The 17619-nt window shown below is 33.8% G+C and carries 16 protein-coding genes and 2 tRNA genes; 6 read left to right on the top strand and 12 right to left on the bottom strand.

The genetic code is table 11. The features are described from left to right. Positions 1–92: 92 nt before the first annotated feature. From proS to ACFSX9_RS04990, 6 genes are all read left to right on the top strand, one after another. Positions 93–1571, top strand: coding sequence for a proline--tRNA ligase (gene proS / locus ACFSX9_RS05015; RefSeq protein WP_379805203.1), 1479 nt, complete (start codon positions 93–95; stop codon positions 1569–1571). Between the two features lie 83 nt (positions 1572–1654). Then, positions 1655–1726 (top strand) — tRNA-Glu (locus ACFSX9_RS05010). A 32-nt stretch (positions 1727–1758) separates the two neighbouring features. After that, positions 1759–1830, top strand: a tRNA-Glu gene (locus tag ACFSX9_RS05005). Positions 1831–1986: 156 nt separating this feature from the next. Beyond that, positions 1987–2238, top strand: a complete 252-nt coding sequence (gene rpsT, locus ACFSX9_RS05000; RefSeq protein ID WP_379805200.1) for a 30S ribosomal protein S20 — start codon at positions 1987–1989, stop codon at positions 2236–2238. Between the two features lie 138 nt (positions 2239–2376). After that, positions 2377–4176, top strand: coding sequence for a translational GTPase TypA (gene typA / locus ACFSX9_RS04995; protein WP_379805197.1), 1800 nt, complete (start codon positions 2377–2379; stop codon positions 4174–4176). 44 nt (positions 4177–4220) lie between these two features. Beyond that, positions 4221–4652, top strand: a complete 432-nt coding sequence (locus ACFSX9_RS04990) for a hypothetical protein (protein ID WP_379805194.1) — start codon at positions 4221–4223, stop codon at positions 4650–4652. 217 nt (positions 4653–4869) lie between these two features. On the opposite strand, the gene ACFSX9_RS04985 is transcribed toward ACFSX9_RS04990, so the two are convergent. From ACFSX9_RS04985 to ACFSX9_RS04930, 12 genes are all read right to left on the bottom strand, one after another. Then, positions 4870–6054 carry a peptidylprolyl isomerase gene (locus ACFSX9_RS04985; RefSeq protein ID WP_379805192.1) on the bottom strand — a complete coding sequence of 395 codons (1185 nt, stop codon included), beginning with the start codon at positions 6052–6054 and terminating at the stop codon, positions 4870–4872. Between the two features lie 5 nt (positions 6055–6059). After that, positions 6060–7145, bottom strand: coding sequence for a peptidylprolyl isomerase (locus ACFSX9_RS04980; RefSeq protein ID WP_379805190.1), 1086 nt, complete (start codon positions 7143–7145; stop codon positions 6060–6062). Between the two features lie 11 nt (positions 7146–7156). Further along, on the bottom strand, positions 7157–7714 hold the full coding sequence (gene gldI / locus ACFSX9_RS04975; RefSeq protein ID WP_379805187.1) for a gliding motility-associated peptidyl-prolyl isomerase GldI: 558 nt from the start codon (positions 7712–7714) through the stop codon (positions 7157–7159). 2 nt (positions 7715–7716) lie between these two features. Continuing rightward, entirely contained in the window at positions 7717–8727 is a 1011-nt protein-coding gene (locus ACFSX9_RS04970; RefSeq protein ID WP_379805184.1) for a DHH family phosphoesterase, read from the bottom strand. A gap of 44 nt (positions 8728–8771) precedes the next feature. After that, a complete protein-coding gene (locus tag ACFSX9_RS04965) occupies positions 8772–10784 on the bottom strand; it encodes a T9SS type B sorting domain-containing protein (protein ID WP_379805181.1) in 2013 nt (670 codons plus the stop codon). Between the two features lie 14 nt (positions 10785–10798). Continuing rightward, the gene (locus ACFSX9_RS04960; protein WP_379805179.1) at positions 10799–11650 is read right to left on the bottom strand and encodes an ABC transporter permease; all 852 of its coding nucleotides are present in this window, start codon (positions 11648–11650) and stop codon (positions 10799–10801) included. A gap of 6 nt (positions 11651–11656) precedes the next feature. Further along, positions 11657–12553, bottom strand: coding sequence for an ABC transporter ATP-binding protein (locus ACFSX9_RS04955; RefSeq protein ID WP_379805177.1), 897 nt, complete (start codon positions 12551–12553; stop codon positions 11657–11659). Between the two features lie 229 nt (positions 12554–12782). Further along, positions 12783–13919: a tetratricopeptide repeat protein gene (locus ACFSX9_RS04950; RefSeq protein ID WP_379805174.1), complete on the bottom strand. Its 1137-nt coding sequence runs from the start codon at positions 13917–13919 to the stop codon at positions 12783–12785. Positions 13920–14076: 157 nt separating this feature from the next. Then, positions 14077–14445: a carboxypeptidase-like regulatory domain-containing protein gene (locus ACFSX9_RS04945; RefSeq protein ID WP_379805171.1), complete on the bottom strand. Its 369-nt coding sequence runs from the start codon at positions 14443–14445 to the stop codon at positions 14077–14079. 133 nt (positions 14446–14578) lie between these two features. Then, the gene (locus ACFSX9_RS04940) at positions 14579–15034 is read right to left on the bottom strand and encodes a hypothetical protein (RefSeq protein WP_379805168.1); all 456 of its coding nucleotides are present in this window, start codon (positions 15032–15034) and stop codon (positions 14579–14581) included. A gap of 24 nt (positions 15035–15058) precedes the next feature. Beyond that, positions 15059–15799 carry a hypothetical protein gene (locus tag ACFSX9_RS04935; protein ID WP_379805166.1) on the bottom strand — a complete coding sequence of 247 codons (741 nt, stop codon included), beginning with the start codon at positions 15797–15799 and terminating at the stop codon, positions 15059–15061. An 83-nt stretch (positions 15800–15882) separates the two neighbouring features. Further along, positions 15883–17241 carry a glycine-rich domain-containing protein gene (locus ACFSX9_RS04930; protein WP_379805164.1) on the bottom strand — a complete coding sequence of 453 codons (1359 nt, stop codon included), beginning with the start codon at positions 17239–17241 and terminating at the stop codon, positions 15883–15885. Positions 17242–17619 lie beyond the last annotated feature (378 nt).

The following is a 17619-nucleotide window of genomic DNA, read 5'->3' as shown; positions in this document are numbered from 1 at the left end:
TTTTTTTATTGTTGGACACCTCAAATTTAACTATTTTTGTCGAACTTTATAGTTAAAATTAATATAACAATTTTTATGCCAATTTATTCATTATGAGCAAGAACTTAACAACAAGAGCAGAAGATTATTCCAAATGGTATAATGAATTAGTCGTAAAGGCTGACTTAGCTGAGAATTCAGGAGTTAGAGGGTGTATGGTAATTAAACCCTATGGCTATGCAATTTGGGAAAAAATGCAAGCTCAATTAGATAAAATGTTTAAAGAAACAGGACATGAAAATGCGTATTTTCCGCTTTTTGTGCCTAAAAGTATGTTTGAAGCCGAAGAAAAAAATGCAGAAGGCTTTGCTAAAGAGTGTGCAATTGTAACACATTACCGTTTAAAAAACGACGAAAATAACCCTGGAAAATTAATGGTTGACCCAAATGCAAAACTGGAAGAAGAGCTAATTGTTCGTCCTACTAGTGAAGCTATAATTTGGTCAACTTATAAAGGTTGGGTCCAGTCTTACAGAGATTTACCTTTATTGATCAACCAGTGGGCAAATGTGGTGCGATGGGAAATGAGAACGCGTTTGTTCTTAAGAACTGCGGAGTTTTTGTGGCAAGAAGGGCATACGGCTCACGCAACACGCGAGGAGGCAATTGAAGAATCTGAAAAAATGATGCATGTTTATGCTGAATTTGCTCAAGAATTTATGGCAATTCCAGTGGTGAAAGGATTAAAAACAGAAACAGAACGCTTTGCAGGGGCAGAAGAAACCTACTGTATCGAAGCTTTGATGCAGGATGGAAAAGCATTGCAAGCGGGAACTTCTCACTTTTTAGGTCAAAATTTCGCAAAAGCATTTGATGTGAAATTCGCAAACAAAGAAGGGAAGCAAGAATATGTTTGGGGAACGTCTTGGGGTGTTTCAACGCGTTTAATGGGAGCTTTAGTAATGACGCACTCAGATGATAAAGGATTGGTTTTACCTCCAAATTTGGCACCTATTCAAGTTGTGATTGTGCCTATTTACAGAACAGAGGAGCAATTTGACGCTATTTCTGAGCAAGTCAATGGTTTAATGACAGAATTGAAAAAACTAGGCGTTTCTGTAAAGTTTGACAATAGAGATACTCAAAAACCGGGTTTCAAATTTGCTGAGTGGGAATTAAAGGGTGTTCCTGTCAGAATTGCTGTTGGACCTAACGATTTAGAGAATGGAACGTATGAAGTGGCAAGAAGAGACAATTTGTCAAAAGAAGTCGTTTCTAAAGAAGGAATTGAAGTTTATATCCAAAATTTATTGAAGAGAATTCAAAGCGATTTATTCACTAACGCATTGAATTATAGAGATTCGCATATTACAGAAGTAAATTCTTTCGAAGAGTTTAAAGAAGTTTTAGAAACTAAAGGTGGCTTCATTTCTGCACATTGGGATGGAACAGCTGAAACAGAAGAGAAAATTAAAGATCTTACAAAAGCAACAATTCGTTGTATTGCATTAAATAGAGTGGAAGAGGCGGGAAGCTGTGTGCTTACTGGGAATTCTTCAAATGGACGAGTGCTTTTTGCTAAGGCGTATTAAAAAAAACGAAAATTTTTGGCCTAGGTCTTGCAGATATCAAAATAAGTTGTATTTTTGCACTCGCATTACAGAAATAATGTAATGGCCCGTTCGTCTATCGGTTAGGACGCATGGTTTTCATCCATGTAAGAGGGGTTCGATTCCCCTACGGGCTACAAGTTGAGAATACAAAAAAGAATAGGTTAATGGCCCGTTCGTCTATCGGTTAGGACGCATGGTTTTCATCCATGTAAGAGGGGTTCGATTCCCCTACGGGCTACAGAATTAGTTGTAAATAAGTTTTGTAAAATAATAGTTGGTGTCTCGAGTATTATTTTATTAGTTAAAACCAAAGTGACTGTTTTAAAGTTGTGGGAGGTTTTTCTTTTTTAACTAGTAGTTTATAACAATTATTACAATTAAAAAAAAGAACAAAATGGCAAGTCATCAATCTGCTTTAAAAAGAATTAGAAGTAACGATAAGAAAAGAGTGTTGAACAGATACCAACACAAAACTACTCGTAATGCAATCAAAGCTATTCGTTTAGCTACTGACAAAGCTGAAGCAACTGCAAAGTTATCATCAGTTTTCTCTATGATTGACAGGTTAGCTAAGAAAAATGTTATTCATAATAACAAAGCTTCTAACATAAAATCTAAATTATCAAAATTCGTAGCTACGTTATAATAATGTACTCGTAATTATAATAAAGCTCTCTTTTTTAGGGAGCTTTTTTTTGTTTCCAATATTTTTTTCGTAAAGTATTGATTACTATAGTAAATTAAAAAAAATAAAGATTATATTTGCACCCTTAAAAATTAATAAATGACTCCTATTAGAAACATTGCAATTATTGCTCACGTCGATCACGGTAAGACTACCATAGTAGACAAAATTATGTACCATTGTCAACTATTTCGTGAAAACGAAAATTCAGGAGATTTAATCCTTGACAATAACGACTTGGAACGTGAAAGAGGTATTACTATTACTTCTAAGAACGTTTCGGTAATGTATAAAGGAACAAAAATAAATATTATTGACACTCCAGGTCACGCTGACTTTGGTGGTGAGGTTGAACGTGTGCTTAATATGGCAGATGGTGTATGTCTTTTAGTAGATGCATTTGAAGGTCCTATGCCACAAACGCGTTTTGTACTTCAAAAAGCAATTGATTTAGGATTAAAGCCTTGTGTAGTTATCAATAAAGTTGATAAAGAAAACTGTACGCCAGAAGAAGTTCATGAAAAAGTATTCGACTTAATGTTCGAATTAGGTGCTACAGAAGATCAGTTAGATTTCCCTACAGTTTATGGATCTGCTAAAAACAACTGGATGTCAGATGATTTTAGAGTTCAAACTGAAAACTTAGAGCCTTTATTAGATATGGTACTTAAACATGTACCAGCTCCTAAAGTATCTGAAGGAACACCTCAAATGTTAATTACTTCATTAGATTTCTCTTCTTTCACAGGTCGTATTGCGATTGGTCGTTTAGAAAGAGGTGTATTAAGAGAAGGTATGCCAATTTCTTTAGTAAAGAGAGATGGTAAAATAATCAAATCAAGAATTAAAGAACTTCATACTTTCGAAGGTTTAGGTCGTAAAAAAGTTGAAGAAGTAATTGCTGGAGATATCTGTGCAATTATTGGAGTAGAAGGTTTCGAAATTGGTGATACTATCGCTGATTATGAAAATCCAGAAGCTTTAAAAACTATTGATATTGACGAACCAACTATGAGTATGTTGTTTACAATTAACGATTCACCATTCTTTGGTAAAGAAGGTAAATTTGTAACTTCTCGTCATATTAGAGATCGTCTAACAAAAGAATTAGAGAAAAACTTAGCTATGAAGTTAGGTGAAACTGATTCTGCTGATAAATTTATGGTTTTTGGTCGTGGTGTACTTCACTTATCTGTTCTTATTGAAACAATGAGAAGAGAAGGTTATGAATTACAAATCGGTCAGCCACAAGTAATCATCAAAGAAGTTGATGGTGTTAAATGTGAACCAATTGAAGAATTAACTATCGATTTACCAGAAAATCTTTCAGGTAGAGCAGTAGAATTCGTTTCGCTTCGTAAAGGTGAAATGCTTTCTATGGAAGGTAAAGGAGAACGTATGATTATTAAATTTAACATTCCATCTCGTGGAATTATCGGTTTAAGAAATCAATTACTTACTGCTACAGCTGGGGAAGCAATTATGTCACACCGTTACATTGGATATGAACCATTAAAAGGTGATATTCCTGGACGTAATAATGGATCGTTAATTTCTATGGAAAATGGAAAAGCAATTCCTTATTCTATTGATAAATTACAAGATAGAGGTAAATTCTTCGTTGATCCTAACGAGGAAATCTACGAAGGTCAAGTAATTGGAGAAAATAGCCGTGGCGATGATATGTGTATCAACGTGACGAAAGCTAAGAAACAATCAAACGTTCGTTCTTCAGGAAATGACGAAAAAGCGAGAATTATCCCGCCAATCAAATTCTCATTAGAAGAAGCGTTAGAATATATCCAAAAAGATGAATATGTTGAGGTAACTCCAAAATCAATTCGTCTTCGTAAAATTTATCTGACAGAAAACGATAGAAAACGTTTTAAAATAGCATAAATCTAAATCCCGATGAAAATCGGGATTTTTTAGCATATACTAGCATGGAAATAAAATTAAAATACGGAATTGATAATTTGCTTTTCGGAATGAAAGAGCAAGATGTTATCAAAGTATTGGGAAAACCCGATACACAATATAAAGACGAAGAAGAAAACGTTGTCTTTATGTACAACGCAAGAAAATTACGTTTGATTCTTTACAAAGAAGAAGATTATAAATTAGGATACATTACCACTTCAGAGCCAAGTGCAAAATTATTTGGAACAACTTTGATCGGAAAGAACTGGAGTGAAATTTTTCCAATTCTAGAGAAAAATAAGCTAAAAGCTTTCGAAACAGATACCATCGAAGGAATGATGAGTTATTTTAACGAAGACAATTGGATTTTTTTCCATGTGGATTACAATGAGATTGTAAAAGTGGAAGTAGGAGCTGTTTTTAGCGATAAAGACGACTTCGATTGGAAGTTCTAATATTGTAGTCATAAGATTATAAAGAAGCCTTAAAACAATGCGTTTTGAGGCTTTTTTGTTGTTTAAATTTTCGAAAGTATTTATGTTTTAACTTTTTTAAGAAATTAAAGTCTTTTCATGCATGATTTGTTGTTGCGCTAAAAAAAAATGTCACACTAAAATAATTTCAGTATGACATTTTTACAAGTAGAGCCAGTCGGCTTAATTTTTATCTCTTTTATTTCGAAGGTTGCGTTTCTAAGATTTCCACTTCAAAAATTAGATTGGCATTTCCAGGAATTACACCGCCAGCACCAGCCTCGCCATATGCAAGATTTGAAGGGATGAATAACGTAATTTTGTCACCAAATGATAACATATTAACACCTTCTAAAAAACCAGCGATTAAACCTGTTTTATTTGCATATTTAAATGGAAAAGGAGCGTAGCCATTTCCATCTTTTCTGCTTTGATCAAATTTTCCATTAGTTCTTGAAACATCTTCATGGCTGCTGTCAAATAAAGTTCCATCTTCAAAATACCCCGAATAATGAACAAATATATTTGCACCATCAGCTGGTTTTTTGCCATCACCTTTTGCAGTAATTACATATTCTAAGCCAGACGGAGTTTTAATTGCAGTAGCTCTTAAAGCATTTAATGACGTTACTTTAGCGGCTTTAATTCCTACTAATTTCGCTTCAATTTCTTTTTTCTTTTGTGCTTCTATTTCTGCTTGAATTTTTTGTTTTTCAGCAAGAACTGCTACTAAAGCTTTCTTAGCTTCATCATTTTTCACAGCTTGAATCTTATCATTTTCTTCTTTCTTGTCAAAATAATCATTGAAAATTTTATCCGCTTTGAATTTTTTAGCTTCTTTTCCTTTTCTAATAATGACAACAGAATTTATTACATCGTTTTGCTCGATTTTATCTATAATTTCTTGCCCTGTAATAACGTGACCAAAAACAGTGTGTTTTCCGTCTAACCAAGCAGTTTGTTTGTGTGTAATGAAAAATTGACTTCCATTTGTTCCCGGTCCTGAATTTGCCATAGATAATATTCCAGGACCTTCATGTGTTAAGTCTGTAATTTCATCTATAAATTTATAACCCGGTTCGCCTGCACCAGTTCCATCTGGACAACCACCTTGCACCATAAAATCTTTAATTACTCTGTGAAACTTCAAACCATTATAGAACGGTTTTCCTTTAAAAGAGTCTTTAACTTGGTTGTTATTTCCTTCCGCTAACGAAACAAAACTCGCCACGGTTATAGGTGTTTTTTGAAATTCTAATGCAACAACTATAGTTCCTTTTGTCGTATTGATTTCGGCAAACATCCCTTCTTGCTTTTTGCTCTGCGCAAACCCTAAAGTAATGCAGCTTAGCGCGATGGCAATAGTTTTAACTATGTTTTTCATTGTAATTATTTTGTTGGGTTTTCTAAAATTTCAATTTCAAAAATAATATTTGCATTTGGTGGAATAACTCCTCCTGCACCTTGCTCACCATAAGCTAAATTAGCGGGAATGTATAATTTTGCCTTTCCACCGTAATTTAGCATCTTAATTCCTTCGATAAATCCAGGGATAAATTGTAAGTCATTCATTTTTGCTGGGTACGGACTATATCCATTTTGTGCTGCTTTGTTGCCGTTGTATGAGCCATATTGTTTTGCGCTCTCTTCTATAGTAGTATCAAATTGCATTCCGTTTTCTAAGAATCCTGAATAGTTGATTAAAACGCTGCTGTTTGCATCTGGTTTTTTATCAGATCCTTTATCAGTAATTTCGTAAATTAATCCAGAAGCGGCTTTCGTTCCATTTTCTTTTAAAGCATTGATTTCTTTTACCTTATTCTCTAATAAAATTCTTCCTTGCTCTTCCTCTTCTTTTTGTTCCTTTTCTACTTTTGAATAGTAGTTTTTAAATATTTTAATGGCATCAAACTTTTTAGCATCAGTCCCAATACGGATAATTGTAACTTTATCAATGATGTCATTTGCTTCAATCAAATTGATAACTTCTAATCCTTCAACTACTTCGCCAAAAACGGTGTGCATATTATCTAACCACGGAGTATCTTTATGGGTAATAAAAAACTGACTTCCGTTTGTTCCAGGTCCAGCATTTGCCATTGATAATATTCCAGCTTTACTGTGTTTTAAATCAGGATGAAATTCATCTTTAAATTTATAACCAGGTCCTCCAGAACCGTCACCATTAGGATCGCCTCCTTGAATCATGAATTCAGGAATTACTCTATGAAACTTTAAGCCATCATAAAAAGGCTTTTCTTTAAATTCATCACTTACAAATTGGTTTTTACCTTCGGCAAGTGTAATGAAATTGGCAACTGTATTTGGAACTTTTTTGTACTCTAATTGTACAATCATATTTCCTTTAGAAGTTTCTATTTCAGCGTAGATTCCCTCTTTTAGCTGGTCATAAGATTTTGTACAAGAAGTGAAAAGTGCTAGTAAGCTTACTAGTAAAATTGAAATTGGTCTCATTGTTTTCATTTTTATTTTGCTTGTGTATCTGTTTTAAAGTCATTTAATGTAACCGTACAAATCAATGGTTCGTTTGTACTGATTTTTTTATTATCGCCATGATAACCGTATGCCATGTGCGATGGAAATAGGAAAGTAACCGTTTCTCCTTTTTTCATAAGTTTGATACCATCACGCAATCCCGTCATTATGTTTTCTTTATCTACATAATAGACTTGCGGTTTGGTTTCAACTTTAGAATAGATAACATTACTCTCTAAATCCTTTATTTCGTATTCATAATACACAATATCACCTCTTTTTGGAAAAGATAGCGCTTCGTCTATTTTATGATCATACTTATACCAATATCCTTTGCTTGAAGCTACATATTGTTTAAGCGTATCATTTTTAATCACTGAATCGATTAGGTTTTCTTCGCTAGCTACTAATATTTTATTTCGTTCAATTGATTCTTTGATAAAAGTTCCTGATTTGTGCGAAACAGGCTGGCGCGCTTGTTGCTGTTTTGAACAACTTGCAGATAGAAGTGCCATCGAAGCGATTAGTAGGTAGGAATATGGTTTCATTTTTATTTTTTTTCTGATGCTAAAATAGCAATAAATTTTTGTACTGTTTCTTCAAGTGGCAAAAAAGATTTTCCACCAGCGGCATTAATGTGACCGCCACCTTCAAAATGAGTGCGTGCAAATTGGTTTACATCAAAAGCACCTTGCGAACGGAATGAGATTTTCACAATTCCTTCTTCTTTATTCTCGATAAAAATCGCTGTAAAATCGATCCCTTTTATGCTAAGGCCATAATTAACAATACCTTCTGTATCGCCTTTTTGATGACCAAATTCATTCAATTCATCTTGACTTAAGGTAATATATGACGTTTTGTATTCGTTTAATATCTTTAAATTCTGCAATGCTTTTCCTAACAATAATAAACGATTATAGGTAGAATCATCAAACAGTAAATTATGAATCTCACTATTGTTGATGCCTCTATCAATCAAATCTGCGACACATTTATGAGTAGCACTTGTTGTTTTTGGGAAACGAAATCCGCCTGAATCTGTTACAATTCCGGTGTATAAACATGTTGCAACTGTTTTGTTTAGCAAGTTTTCGTAGCCTAGTTGATAGATGAAATCATAAACCATTTGGCAAGTTGAACCATAAGCAGTATCTGAAAAAGTATAAGTCGCATAGCCATCAGGCGCTTGGTGATGGTCAATCATTACACTTGTTGCAGTAAGTGTTTTTAGTAGATTTTCCATTTGGTCACCCGTTCTGTGCAAAGCATTGAAGTCTAAAGTGAAAAGTAATTCTGCTTTTTCTAAAATAGCTTTACATTTGTCAAAACTACGTTCAAAAACCATCACTTTTTCGCTTTCTGGAAGCCAAGCTAAGAAATCTGGAAATTCATTTGGAGCAATTACGACAACATCGTGCTGCAATTGTTTTAAAATATGATATAAGCCTAAAGTGGAACCCATAGCGTCTCCATCTGGATTTCTATGTGGAATTATGGCAATTCTTTTTGGTGTAGCTAAGGCTAATTTAATAGCTTCTATTTCGTGTTTTTGCATCATACTGCGAATATATTATTTTGTAGTCTATTCTGCAATTATTATGCCTATCGTTTTAAAGAGAAATGTCCTTTTACTGTTTTTCCGTCTTTCAAATCCATTACAAACCAATAATCAGTACTTGGTAATTGAACGCCATTAAGGTTTCCATCCCAACCAGCACTTTCTGGAATTATTTGATAAACGAATTTTCCGTAGCGATCAAAAATTTTGATTTTACTGTTTTCTAAATTGCGCTTGTCTAGGTTTTTTATCATCCAAAAATCATTATAGCCATCGCTATTTGGAGTAAAGTATTTTGGGTAATCCAAAATATAGAAGCTTGCTGAAACTATTCCACAATCTTTAGTGTCTTTCACAAAAACCGTATATTGGCCTTCTTCTAAATTATTGAACACTGGCGAACTTTGGTAATTACTTCCATCTAGTGAAAATTCGTAGATTCCTAATCCACTAAATTCAATAGTTGCGGTATTGTTGCTTGCAAAATCATTAATTACAATAGCAGTTATAGTTGCAATTCCTGAAGCCGTAACCGTAAAGGTTTTCGTTTTCGAACAATTCGTAGCATTAGTAAGTGTAACACTATAAGTTCCGGCTGCATTAACTGTTATTTCTTGCGAAGTTTGAACTGGAGTTGTATTCCAGCTGTACGATGCAAATCCATTTCCTGCATTTAGAATTATTGGATTATTTTCACACAATCCTAATTCTTCATCCACTAAAACAGCATCAAAAGTATTTACAATTAATCGCACAGGAACATCGGTATAGCAACCTTGAATGTTCGTAATTCGAGCATAAATTGTTTGGTTGAAAGCGGTTGAATTGGTATAATTATCTGGTAGAGCAACTGTGCTTGTTGGTGTTTCAAAGAATGAAATAATGTAGCTTGAAGGAATACTAGTAAATAAATCGGCAGCAATTTGAGTTAAATTAAATACCGTTTTTCCATCTTGAACTGCATCTGCATCGCACAAAGTAAATTCATCTTGGCTGATTGATAAGATTGGTGCATTTTCAATTTTAATTGTTCCTGTTGTTTGACAAGTGGCGCCATAATTTATTTGAACACTATAATTTCCTTCCGAAGTTATAGTATAAATTGCATTAGTTTCGCCTGGAAGAATTACTCCATTTTGAAGCCACTGGTAAGCAGTTGCACCTGTTTGCGTTCCATCAACAACTAATGTTTCTGATTGACAAAGTGGATTTCCGTTTGCAATTAAACGATCATCTCCGATGCTAACTCCAAAATTAAAACTTCCTCCGCCTAAGAAAATGGCCGAATCATAACGATAGTTTCCTTCATCAGCAATTACTAACTTAATATGATATGTTGTTCCCGGAATTACATCGGATTGCGCGGTTAAAACCACTGTCTGACCATTAAAATTTGTAGGATGTTCGTCGTCATTAAAAGCGTCAAAGTACGCAGCATTCGCTGGCGGACAAGTGGTTCCTGGACCTCGAACAGTATTCACTTTAACTGGAGTTGTAGTTCCTGGAATAACCGCTAGATTTTGATAAGTTGCACTTCCGGCTTCTTTCAATAAAAACGCAAAACCATCGGTAAAATTACACTGGCTTGCTGTGGGATATAGTAAATATTGTTCGGACGAAAAGATATAATCAAAGCTGATTTTATTCCCTAAAGGCACAAAATCAAATTCTAAAACAGTAGCATTATACGTATTGTTTAACCCTAAAGCTTGATCTAAATCTTGATCGCCAGGCCAATTCATTCCGCCGCCGCCATCTGAAATGTATGAATTAGGACCTGGAGCATCTGTGATTTTTCCGGTGGTTAGAATGATTCCTTTTTCAAAGGGAAATGCTGTTCCAGCTCCGTCAAAATAACCGAAACTTTTTACGCCAGAAGCGAAATTTCCTCCGGAAACACTAACATTTGACACATTAGCACACGAACTATTAACGAGCACATTCTCAACTAAATCTTGTGCTGTGTAGGTCTGATCAACAGTGATGTATTGGGCATTTCCAAATTGAAAGAACAATCCGAAAATTACAACTTTTAGGGTATATTTAAGTGTAATCATAGCTCGCAAAGATACTATAAATCTCTCTTTTTCAAGATGTAATATGATGTTAAAATAAATACAATTGTCCACGCTAAAACAATGCTGATTTCTGAGAAATGAATGCTGTAATCTCTTGCAACTTGCTCTCCTCCAATACTAGCTTCTATGGTTTTTGCAAAACTTAATCGTGTAAAAGGTTCTTTAATTAAGTTGCTCATTGCTTCTAAAGGGAAGAAATTATACAATGTATCTGCAAAATTTTCAACTTTGCTAGTTCCTTTTAAAATTGGAAATTTCAAAATACTGTAAAATAATTTTTCAAATACAAACCATACGAATATAAACCCCAAAGCAAAAGCACTTCTTTTAATCAAAATACCAACAAATAGACAGAAAGAGAAAAAGGCCGTAAGTTTTACAAATAGTGCTAATAGATATTCTAAATCTGAAAAAACAATTGAGAATTCATTATAAGCGGAGAACGAATAGCCTAATAGTAATGACATGATAAACACAAATACTGTGGAAGCTAAAGCCAAAACGATAACAACTAAAAATTTAGAAAGTATAAATTCTTTTTTACTTAATCCATCAATTAAATTCTGTTTTAAGGTGCCATAAGTGTATTCATTTGCCATCATAGAGACAATAATTATAGCTAAGAAAAACTTAAACCACGCAGCAATATAGGTGTTAAAGTGCCAGATATAAGGGAAGTTAAAAATCCCTTGATTGGCAATATTTACTTCAAAAGAACCAATGTTAAATTTTAGAGAAGCGATTAATGCAATAAAACTTAATAGTACAAAATAGGTTAGGAGTAGAAATTTGCTGGCTTTGTTCTTCCAGATTTTCTGAAATTCTATGGATAGTAATCTTTTCATTACGTATTAGTTTTTGATTAATTCTAAAAATTGTTCTTCTAAGCTATTTTTTCTTTTCACAAGATGTTCTAAAACAATATTTTGTTCAAACAAATAGGAATTGAGTTCGGATGAAGGAATATCTTGTTTGACATAAACCAGAATTTTATCTTCTTCATCTACAATTTTTTCAACAGCAGGATGCGATTGAAGAACCGTTTTTAATTTTGAAATGTCATTTGATTTCAGTTCGAAGAAACTGTTATTTTCGATCATATCGTTTACCGAGCCTTGGTAAAGCATTTCGCCTTTACGCAAAACGACAACATGACTGCATACTTTTTGGACTTCATCTAACAAATGCGAAGCCAATAAAATAGTAGTTCCGTGGGAAGCAATTTCTCGGATGATATCTCTAATTTGACGAATTCCTTGCGGATCTAAACCGTTTGTAGGTTCGTCTAGAATTAATATTTCAGGATCATTTAATAGGGCAGAAGCAATCGCTAAACGTTGTTTCATTCCTAAAGAATAGGTTCTGAATTTGTCGTTTTGACGTTCAAGTAGTCCAACTAATTCTAACTTTTCGGTTACTTTTGAAAAGGGAGTTCCTTTGATTTTACAAACCAATTCCAAATTTTCTTTGGCGGTCATATAAGGATAGAAGTTCGGGCGTTCGATAATAGCACCTACTTTTTTCAAAGCATCGTGCGTTTCAACTTTTCCGCCAAACCATTCGAAATCGCCCGAAGTTTTGTTGACTACATTCAATACGATTCCTAAAGTGGTGGATTTTCCGGAACCGTTTGGCCCAAGAATTCCATATACATTTCCCTTCTTGATTTCAAACGACACGTTTTTTACAGCGTGCACGCGTTTGTTGTAAATCTTGTTGAGATTATTGATTTTTAAGATGGTTTCCAAAGTTTGTTCGTTTTTTGATTTAAGAATAAGACGAACGTTTTTGCTTTTTGTTACTGCTTAAAAATCAAGAAGTCGATTTTATTGAAAATGTTAGTTTTTTTATTTTAAGAGTTTCAATTCCCTACATTAAACTTCTTTTCCCAAAATAGAATCCTGTGAAGCATAAAAAGTTATTAGTAATGAAATTAGAATTTTTTCTGACAGTTGTTTTAAGTTTAAAATCTTCGCATTACTTCTTGTTAGGCGCAGATTTTGCTGCATATTTCATTTTACCGTCAAGAATTAGTTTTACTACATCTTCTAAATCGTCAAGTTGTATTTTATCTGTGGACCAACCGTAAGGATAAGTAATATGTCCTCCGGTTTTTTTATCTTGCTCACATAATAAATGTTTTGCACCGTTTTTTTCAACCTGTACTGTTTTTTCTACAACAAAGCGTCTTTCTACTTTATCTCCCTCTTTAGTTAGCAAAAAAACTTTGTAGGAAATGTCTAAAGTTTCTTTGGGGTCAATAAGTGATCTTGTGATTGATGCGGTTTGTCCATTCCATTGAAATTCGGCGACCGGCACGGTTTTTATTTCCATATCGGTTTGTGGTAGTTTCCCTTCTTCGAAAGCTTTTTTTACTACTAAAAATGCATTTTCTGCTTTGACATATTCTTTTGCAGCATTTAAAGATTTCATAAGTTTGTAGTGTAATTCGTAATTGTCGGGGTCTATCGCAATTGCTTGAGCATACGCTTTTGCAGATTTCGCATAATCTTTTGTAAAAGTATACTCAAGTTGACCGATACTTTCAAATGTAGTTCCGTAATAACTATTTTGTGGTGCTACTTTTTCTGCAGCCACGTAATACAAGTTTAAAGCTTTTTGAAATTCTTGCTTTCCGTGATAAATATAGGCTACCCAAAAAAATGGTTCTCCAAATGTATTGGGTAGTTTAGTTGCCTCTTCAAAGAACTCTAAAGCAATGTCTTCTTTTCCTTGATATCTATAAATCTGCCCTTTTTGACTCAAAAATTCCTGATTAGTAGGTTCTTTTTTTAAAGCAATGTCGATTTCAATCAATGCTTCGTCATACCTTTTTAAATAACAAAGTGAAAGTCCTTTATAAAAGTAGACCGAACCGTTGTCTAGTCCTTTTTGAATAGCTTTGTTGTAGAATTCAATAGCTTTATTGTCATTTTCAAGTTGAAAAAATGCAAAACCTACCATATATAATTCGTCTGGAGTTAATTTGGTTGCATTTTTTTCAAGTTTAACAAGCTCTGGGAAATTCTTGTTTTGGTAAAGTTCGGTGACTGTTTGTGCCTGTGTAAACGAATACAAGAGGAAAGTCAAAATGATTGTTGCTATTTTTTGCATATTTTTTATATTGGAATTTTTATGAGTTTACTAACCGTTATAAAACGAGATTTTGTACATTTTCAACCATTTAGGAATTGACTTGGAGCAGTGCATTTATAATGCCAGTTTAATTCATAAACCTACTCTTTTCTCTGCAATCTCACATCAAATTATATTACAAATTCTCTAACGCTACAATCAAAGTGTCTTTTGTGGTAGGATTTACAAATGTTGCTTCTGCTTCATTATAGAAGTTTTCATGAATCACTTTGGTTTCGTATCCTTCTTTTGAGAATTCAATTTTATAGTCATCATTGCAACTTGAGAACCCGCAACTAAACGATTTAAACGTATCAAAATAACCATTTGCTATTGTTAGTACCTCACGATTTCCTTGTTCAGATGTCATTTTAACCGTTACACCAGCGATTCTGTCGCCAGTTAGTTTATTAATTACAACACCACTTGTTCCTACTTCTTTATCGCAAGAAGCTAAAAGGATAATAAAGGATAAGCTTAAAAACTTAAGTACTTGTTTTTTCATTATTTTACGGTTTTATTACTTTCGAAAATTGTTTTAATAGAAACGATTCAGTTTTCATCGGTCGTAAATATAGTTGATTGCAAAATTTTTATAAATAAAGAAAAGTTAAATTCGTATTGTTGTTCTTGGGAAATTATTGTTTTAAACTGATTATCTGGCTAATGCGTTCGCTTTCGATGTCAAAATTAACTGTTTTTGTCTTATAAAGCGGACTGTCAAAACCTTGAATTATTCCTTGCTCAAAAGAACGTAAATCGAGTAGGGTGAAACTTTTAGAAAATATTTTTAATACGGATGTTTCTATATTGAAAAGTCCTATATGTTGGATAATTCCTTTAAATTCATGATTTGTCCAGATGGGGATGGCGACTAACTTTCCGGATGTTTCCCACACGGGCGGACCCGCGCACCAATAATTAAGTTTGATTTTCAGTCCTTTACTATTTTCAATAAAACATTTTCCACCGAGTGGACCGCTCATTCCAATTTCATTTAAATCGTAATAAACAACCTGATGAAGCGCAGTTGCCGAAGCAAGTTTCTTGTACGTATTTTTGAAGTCCCAGGGATTTGGATAAGTGGTGCTCATTAAAACGTTCTGCTAGCGATTTCTTTAAGGAATTACTGAAGTTACGGTCATTGAAAACAGCTGATTATCTTTCAAACAGTAAATAATATTATAGCTCTGAGAACCATCAGCGGCGCTAAAAACAATATAATATTCATTTTTTTTACCAATATAAACCTCAGTCCGGGAAGCATCGACCATAAATAAGTTTTTAAAGGCGGTGTTTGGAATTACAAAGGTTTCATTTTTTGATTGCATCGAAATACTTTTAATTTCAATATTTGTGCCTTCACTATAAGTATAAGCTACTTCACCATCAATTAAGTAAGAGCCGTATTTATCTCGAACTATTTTGTGATTTGCGTCATTAAAAGTTTGTGTTTCAATTGTAATTTGAACTTCGTTAAACGCATGAATTGCTTTATTCTTTTGCTCTTTAATTCGCTCAAAAACGGGTAACTCGTCTAATTCAACCAATCTGCTTTTGTGTACGAAACCTACTTTTTCTTCTCCGTCAAATTTTAGGAATTTCTTCTCTTTTGCATTTTTTTCTAGTGGAAAATTAACTGCAATCCATTCTTTAGATTGGTTCACCTCTGCCTCTATGTAACTTGAAATCGCAAAAACTTGTCCTTCAAACAACTTACCAATTACTTTGGAACGAATACTTGCTTCTTCCCGCACATTGGTTGCGCCATCTTTATCGTAAATGATACAAAGTTGGGCGTTACCAATTGTTGGAATTACAAAAAGCAGCGTAATTATAAAGTTAATTATAGTTTTCATTGAAGACTTGTTGATTTAAATTTCCGTTTTACTTTGGTATAACGTCCTGTTGCTTGGCTTAGTTATAAATTTGGCTGTTTCTATTAATCACCACCACAACCGCCGCATGAACTTCCACAACTGCTTCCGCCACCTCCACAGGAACTACCGCAAGAACTGCCACTGCTAAAACTGCTGTCCGTGTAACTTGCAAGAGGAGCAAAGGAGGTTGATAATACAGAAGCGCCTAACAGAAAATAAGTCCATTGCCAGTTGTCCGCAATTTGTTGTTTCGTCAGAATTTGATTTCTGTATAGTTCCGGAATTGTCTTTGTACCCATAAGTTTCGTTAATCGTATTAGGGAAATAACTGCTATAATGGTCAAAATTATGCAGGCAAATATAATTTGAGTAACGGCTTTATCTCTTGAAAATCCGATTGTTGCTCTAAGGAATCCAAGCATTACTAGTAGTGCTAAAACCGAAAAGTTCGTATAAAAGAGATTCGCGAATTTCTGTGATTTAGCGCAATGTTTTTGAAAAGCATCCATACAATTGCTGATGTTTCCAAATATGGGTTTTTGAAGCAGTAGTTTTGATAAAGTAGGATAAAAGGTTTGATTAATATCTTGTAAACTTTTCACGGTTTGAAGTTGCTCATCTGATGTAATTTTCTGAACAGCAGAAAGTTCTATTGATTTATCGCTGTTGACATGAATTGTTTTATTCGCTATTAATTCATTAACCGTTCCATGGATAACATTTGAAGTTTTTTGTGTTTTTAAATAAATAAGTTCAAAAGGAGTGAGGTTGAATATGAATGATTTTTTGTCAAATGCTTGCGCGATGGTATTTAGTGTCAAACGATTGTATATTTCAAGACCTATAAATGCAGCAACCGCTAAGAAAATATAACCGAAGATGAAATCAGGATTATTGATTTTCACATACAAAGGTTCTAGCACAAAATAAGCCGGAACCGTCAATAAGATACACACCAGAATACCAAAGATGGTAAACGTTCGAATATTTATTTTGGCTTTGACCAAATTTAAGCTTTCAAACATATCGTTGCATTCCCAAATGGTTGTAGGCTGTTGCCCAAAAATAGCCGAATAAAGCGTATTTGTTTTTATTTTCGCTTCTTTAAACTTCTCGAAGTCTTCTCTGTTATGGGTTGAAGGAATATGTTGGATTTGCTTTTTAAGCAACGTGCAAAACTCTTGATACGACTGCGTGAAAATTAAATGTTGGTGCCAAACCGTATCTACAATTGCAGAAGGCGAAACCATAAATTCTGACGTTGCGGCCAAATACATGAATTTTTTGTATTCTAAAAGAGCAAGTGCTGTAAATTCCTTTGTCCAATAATTCTCATTTGCTAACCGAATAGAAAACCCGTATTCGGTGTAAGGTTTATCAAAATCAAATGCTGTTATCTTATCCCAAAGTTCTTTATTCATCTTATTCTTTTTTCAATACTAATTACGCTAACGAATTCTTGCTTGCCGACTTGTGGTTTTTAAGAAAGCCCACTTTTTATAAAACGAAGATATAGTAAAAAAGGTATTGGTTTACCATTTTTTAATGCGAATTTTTTTGTAAACTCTTCACTATTTGATGAACGAAAATGGCTCGAAACTTTATAATTCTTTTGCCGTATAAAAAAAGCCATTTTTAAAATTAAAAAGCTGTTAGATTTCGTTGAAGATATACTTGCAATCAAGTTTTTGCAATTGTGCCGATTGCCCGAAGTTGAGACATAGCTTTTGAGTTACTTCTGATGGATAACTTTTCCAAATATTTTTCTTTATTCGCTTTAATAATTAACCGAAGGCGTT

It is taken from the genome of Flavobacterium ardleyense (assembly GCF_042686085.1).
Classification (GTDB): Bacteria; Bacteroidota; Bacteroidia; order Flavobacteriales; family Flavobacteriaceae; genus Flavobacterium; species Flavobacterium ardleyense.
Note: the sequence above shows the minus strand (reverse complement) of the source record. Positions and strands in the feature narration are given on the sequence as shown.